Origin of the sequence: Sandarakinorhabdus sp. (assembly GCF_032115815.1) — a bacterium.
In the GTDB taxonomy this organism is placed as follows: domain Bacteria; phylum Pseudomonadota; class Alphaproteobacteria; order Sphingomonadales; family Sphingomonadaceae; genus Sandarakinorhabdus.
Genome location: NZ_JAUMBI010000213.1, coordinates 1 through 5,628 on the forward strand (window position 1 = coordinate 1; position 5,628 = coordinate 5,628).

Below are 5,628 nucleotides of genomic sequence, written 5' to 3' on the forward strand. Positions count from 1 at the left end.
GAAGGGCGCGCCAACAATCAGCCGGTCGGCCAAGGCCAGCACCGCCTCCACCAGCCGGTCGTCGCCATCTTTCAGAACCAGCCGCCGCGCATTGGTGCAGCGTTGCCCGGCCGAGAGGAAGGCCGATTGCACCACCGTGGCCGCCGCTGCGTCGACATCTGCAACGTCCCACGCCATCAGCGGATTGTTGCCACCCATTTCCAGCGCCAGGATGCGGTGCGGCGTTTCGGCAAACTGCCGCGCCAGCGCCGCGCCAACATGCGCCGAACCGGTGAACAACAGGCCGTCAATCTCTGCCCCGGCCAGTTCGCGCCCGACGTCGCCGCCACCGTGGACAAGATTCAGCACGCCGTCGGGTAACCCGGCCTGCGCCCACAGGCTGGCCATCAGCTCGGCCACGGCCGGCGTCTGTTCGGATGGCTTGAACACGATCGTGTTGCCGGCCAGCAACGCCGGCACGATATGGCCATTGGGCAGATGCGCCGGGAAATTATAGGGGCCAAGCACCGCCAGCACGCCATGTGGCTTGTGGCGCAGCATCTGCTTCACGCCGCCGGCCTCGCTGCCCTTTTCCCCGGCGCGTTCTCCCTGCGCGGTGATGGAAATTTCCACCTTGGCCGCCACGCTGGCGACTTCGGTGCGGGTTTCCCATAGCGGCTTGCCGGTTTCAGCCGCGATCAGTCGGGCAAAGCCGTCGGCCTCCGCCTCCACTGCGGCCTTGAAGGCACGGACGATGGCGATGCGCTGGTCCAGCGGAGTGCGTGCCCAGCCGGGCGCAGCGGCCCGGGCGCGCGCAACCGCAGCCGCGACGCCGCCCACCGGGCCGGCCCAGATGGCTTCGCCGGTGCAGGGATCAGTGGAAACGAGTTCAGCAGTCGACATGACGGATCCTCGTGCCGGGCGCGATGCCCAGCGGCTGGGCAATCGCGGCAGGCAGTGAGCGCCCTTCATCGGCGAGCGGCGACAGGAAGGCCTGGAAGCCGTGCAGCGTGCCGGTCGCCACCAGTTGCGGCGGCGCATCAATGGCATCGGCCAGGGCCGCCACTTCGGCTTCGCGTGCGCCGCGGATGGACTTCAGATCATCGATGCGGGCGTTCACCGTGGGGCCGCCGTCGAAAATGTCGACATAGTTGTCGAAGCCGAACCCTTCCGCCAGCAGCATGGCCAGCGCGGCGCGGCCGGTGGCATGCGGCTGGCCGATGGCGGCGCGGGCGTCATCAGACAGAAGATTGGTATAGACCGGGTGCCGCGGCATCAGATCGGCGATGAACTGGTTGCCGTGCACGGCATTGAACTTGTCGGCTTCCGGGAAGGAAATCCCGAAGAACTTGGCCCCCAGCGCGTCCCAGAACGGCGAATTGCCATCCGCATCCATCACCCCGCGCAGTTCGGCAATCACGCGGTCGCCAAAGCGCGCGCGGTGCTGGGCGATGAACAGATAGCGGGCGCGCGCCAGCAGCCGGCCCAGCCCGCCGGTGCGCAGATCGGGGTGCAGGAACAGCCCGCCCACTTCCGACGCGCCATCGAAATCGCTGGTGAGCGACAGGAACTCGATGCGCAGCGTGCGATCCAGTTCCTTGCTGGTCTGGGTGAGGCTGGAAATCTTGTAGCTGTAGAACGGCCATTCCGCGCCCACCCGGCTGAACACCATGCCGGTGCCGCCGATGCGCCCCGTTGCGACCTCCTCCAGCAGCAACAGGTAAAGCTCGTTCTCCGGCGCGGTCGCTTGCCGGGCGAAACTGGCGTCGGACCAGGCAAGGCGGCGAGCCAGCGCGCCTTCATCCTGCGGCAGGTTGGTGAAACCGCCGCCTGTAAGCTTCGCCAGTTCCAGCACGGCCGGCAGATCGGCGGCGCGCGCCGGGCGCACGCGCCATTCGCCCGGCAAGATGCTGGGGGCGATCATCGCTGCCACCCGTGTTGCGCCACACGCATCAGCACCAATGCGGCCAGCCGGGCGCGTTCTTCCAGCGAATCGGCGCACAGAAATTCATCGCTGCTGTGAATGGCGCCGCCGCGCGGACCCATCGTGTCGACAACAGCCAGGCCGGTGGCGGCGAGATTGTTGCCGTCACACACGCCGCCGGTGTCGCGCCAGCTGATCGGCAGGCCGAGCGACGCGCCACAGCTTTTCACCAGATCAAACAGCCGCTGCTGGTTGGCATCCAGAGGCTTGGGCGGGCGGGCAAAGCGGCCGTGCACGTGGACATGCACGTCATGCGCCAGCGCCACGGCTGCAACGGCTGCATTGATGCCGGTTTCCGCGCGCATCTGGGCCGCTGCAGAGCGCGGCCGCATGTTCCAGCGCAGCACGGCATTATCGGGCACGACATTATTGGGCCCGCCGCCGTCGATCTTGGCCGGGTTCACCGACAGATCGTCGCCAGCCAACGCAGCCAGCTGCAGCGCCAGATCGGCTGCCGCCAGCAACGCGTTGCGGCCATCAGCCGGGTTGCGCCCGGCATGCGCGGCGCGGCCGTGGATGGCGGCGGAAAAATTGCCCGAACCCGCCCGCGCGCCGGCCAGCGTGCCATCGGGCAACGCCGGTTCGAAGGTGAGGCCCAGATGGCAGCGCCCTGCGGCCTCGGCCAGCAAGGGGGCGGAACCGGGCGAAGAGACTTCCTCGTCGCTGTTGAGGATCACTTCCCAACCGATGGCTTCGCCAAACGGGCTGGCCTCCAGCGCCGTCAGCGCCGCCTTGATGACAGCGATGCCGCCCTTCATGTCGGCCACGCCGGGGCCGTTCAGCGTGTCGGCATCCAGCCAGCGGCAGGCCTGAAAGCCATGATCGGCCGGAAACACCGTATCCATATGGCCGGTCAGCAGCACGCGCACCGGCGCGTGCCCGCGTTTGACGATATGAAGATTGTCACCGTGCAACAGCGGGCGCTCATTGCCACCAGCGTCGATCTGGCTGGCCGAGGCCGCCGCCACCCGTGTCGCCGTGCCGCCCAGCGGGGCAAAGGCCGCCTCCAGCACGTCAATCATCTGCGCCAGCCCGGCCAGATTGCGGCTGCCGGTGTTGATCGCCGCCCACGCCTCGATCTCGGCCAGCATCGCCGGCCGCAGCCCGTCGATACGGGCCAGCGCGTGGGCTTCGGCGGGCGTCAGGCTGGTCATCCCGCCACCATAATGTGTGATTTGTACAACCGCTAGACGTTTTTGTGATTCATGTCACATCACTTGCCGCGCTGTCCGTCGCAGCGTCCGTCGCTCTGCCACCTTGACCGCACCCACCATTGCTGGGCATGACAAAGCCATGACGGAAGCGCTGGTCCGCCTCGGGTTGCATCCGGGGGTGGTGCCGGCGCTGCAGCCAAGGGGAAATTGCTTGAACAAATGGCGCGTGAAGTCGCTGGATTCGATCCTGGCGACTGCTGAGAAGAAATCGCTCACCCGCTCGCTGGGGGCGTTCCAGCTCACCATGCTGGGCATCGGCGGCATCATCGGCACCGGCATCTTCGTGCTCACCGCCGAAGCCGCGCAGCTGGCCGGGCCGGGCATGCTGATCAGCTTCGTGCTGTCGGCGCTGGTCTGCGGTCTTGCCGCGCTTTGCTATGCCGAACTGGCCGCGATGGTGCCGGTATCGGGCAGCGCCTACACCTACAGCTATGCCACCTTCGGCGAAATCCTCGCCTGGATCGTCGGCTGGGCGCTGGTGCTGGAATATGCGGTGGCGGCCTCTGCCGTGGCGGTCGGCTGGTCCGGCTACATGGTGGGCGTGCTTGATAACTTCCTCGGCATTCAGCTGCCGGCCGAATTGGTGACCGGGCCTTATGCCGGCGGCATCATCAACCTGCCCGCCGTGGTCATTGCGCTCGCGGTCACCTGGCTGCTGGTGCTGGGCACCAAGGAAAGCGCCACGGTCAACTCCGTGCTGGTCACCGTGAAGGTGATCGCGCTGGCGGCGTTCATCTTCCTGGCGGTTCCGGCGGCCACGGCCGACAAGTTCGAACCCTTCCTGCCGCTGGGTGCCACCGGCGCCATTGGCGCGGCCTCCATCATCTTCTTTGCCTTCGTGGGCTTCGATGCGGTGTCCACCGCGGCCGAAGAAACCAAGAATCCGCAGCGCAACATCCCGATCGGGCTGATTGCCAGCCTTGCCATCTGCACCGTGTTCTACATGCTGGTGGGTGCAGGCGTGATCGGCAGCTATGGCGCGCAGCCGGTGTTCGGCCCGAACGGTGAAGCCCTGCAGCCCGGCTCGCCGGAACTGGTGGCCCAGTGCAAGACTTTCGCCGAAGCCACGCTGCCCGTCGTCTGCTCCAACGAAGCGCTCGCCCACGTGCTGCGCGCCATCGGCCATCCCGGCGTGGGCAACGTGCTCGGCCTGGCGGCTGGTTTCGCGCTGCCGTCTGTCGTCCTCATGATGATGTTCGCGCAAACCCGCGTGTTCTTCGTGATGAGCCGCGATGGCCTGCTGCCGGGCATGTTGTCGAAGGTGCACCCGAAATATGGCACCCCGCACGTGGTGACGATCATCACCGGCCTGGGTGTGGCCATTTCGGCGGCCTTCTTCCCGGTGGGCCAGCTGGCATCGGTGTCGAACGGCGGCACGCTGTGCGCCTTCTTCTTCGTGTCCCTCGCCATCATGACGCTGCGCCGCACCGATCCGACGCGCCATCGCAGCTTCCGCACCCCGGCGGTGTGGATCGTTGCACCGCTGGCGGCCGCTGGCTGCCTGCTGCTGTTCGGCTTCCTCAGCTTCGTGGCGCAGATGGTGTTCTTCGGCTGGGCCGCCATCGGCTTGGTGTTCTACTTCATCTATGGCCGCAGCCGTTCCAACGTGGCGCGCGGCATCACGGTGGTGGGCGAACTTGATCCGAACGTGCCGCCGCAGGGTGTGGCACCGCTGCCGGGCATCCACACGCCGGGCGGCAAGGACGCCTGACCCCGCACAAAGCGCAAACGAAAAGGGCGGCCCTCGCGGGCCGCCCTTCTTGTATTGGGGTATTGGGGTTCAGGCCAACTTGCTGGCCACAAGCGCCCGCAAATCCGCTTCCGGCCGCGCACCGAAGTGGCTGATCACCTCCGCCGCCGAAATGCAGCCGATGCGCGCGCAATCTGGCAAGGACCGCCCCTGCACCAGCGCCGCCATGAAACCACCGGCAAACAGATCGCCCGCGCCGGTGGTGTCCACCACCTTGGCCACGCGTTCGCCCGCCACTTCATAGCGATGCCCGCCGCCCAGCACGACCGCGCCCTTCTCGCTGCGGGTCACCACGGTGATGCAGGCATGCTTGGCCAGTTCTGCCATCGCCGCATCGATATCGTCGGTCTGGTACAGCGCCTTCACCTCATTCTCGTTGCCGAACATGATGTCGACATGGCTTTCGAGCAGATTGCGGAAATCGGCACGATGGCCCTCCACGCAAAACACGTCGCTCAAGGTGAAGGCCACCTTGTTGCCGGCCTCGCGCGCCACCTTGATCGCGGCCTGCATGGCCGCCCGCGGCGCCGCCGGATCCCACAGATAGCCTTCCAGATAGAGAATGCCCGATTTTGCCACCAGTTCGGCATCCAGATCGCTGGCATCCAGTTCCTGGCAGGCGCCCAGATAGGTGTTCATCGTGCGCTCGCCATCGGGCGTCACCACGATCAGGCAGCGCCCGGTGGGCGGGCCGCCCGTTG

At 66.9% G+C, this 5,628-nt stretch carries 5 protein-coding genes; 1 reads left to right on the top strand and 4 read right to left on the bottom strand.

From position 1 onward, the window contains the following. From RT662_RS12390 to RT662_RS12400, 3 genes are all read right to left on the bottom strand, one after another. The coding region (locus RT662_RS12390; RefSeq protein ID WP_313671017.1) for an aldehyde dehydrogenase family protein at nucleotides 1-882 on the bottom strand (882 nt) is incomplete at its 3' end. Then, a complete protein-coding gene (locus tag RT662_RS12395) occupies nucleotides 869-1,903 on the bottom strand; it encodes an arginine N-succinyltransferase (RefSeq protein WP_313671018.1) in 1,035 nt (344 codons plus the stop codon). The genes RT662_RS12390 and RT662_RS12395, both read right to left, overlap by 14 nt. Beyond that, nucleotides 1,900-3,117 (bottom strand): hydrolase, encoded by a 1,218-nt coding sequence (locus RT662_RS12400; protein ID WP_313671019.1) that lies wholly within the window; start codon nucleotides 3,115-3,117, stop codon nucleotides 1,900-1,902. The genes RT662_RS12395 and RT662_RS12400 overlap by 4 nt, the downstream gene beginning before the upstream one ends. A gap of 211 nt (nucleotides 3,118-3,328) precedes the next feature. Between RT662_RS12400 and RT662_RS12405 the strand changes: the two genes are divergently transcribed. After that, a complete protein-coding gene (locus RT662_RS12405; RefSeq protein ID WP_313671020.1) occupies nucleotides 3,329-4,888 on the top strand; it encodes an amino acid permease in 1,560 nt (519 codons plus the stop codon). Between the two features lie 69 nt (nucleotides 4,889-4,957). Here RT662_RS12405 and RT662_RS12410 read toward each other — a convergent pair. Then, nucleotides 4,958-5,628, bottom strand: a 671-nt coding sequence (locus tag RT662_RS12410) for an adenosine kinase (RefSeq protein ID WP_313671021.1), incomplete at its 5' end; no start/stop codon positions are given.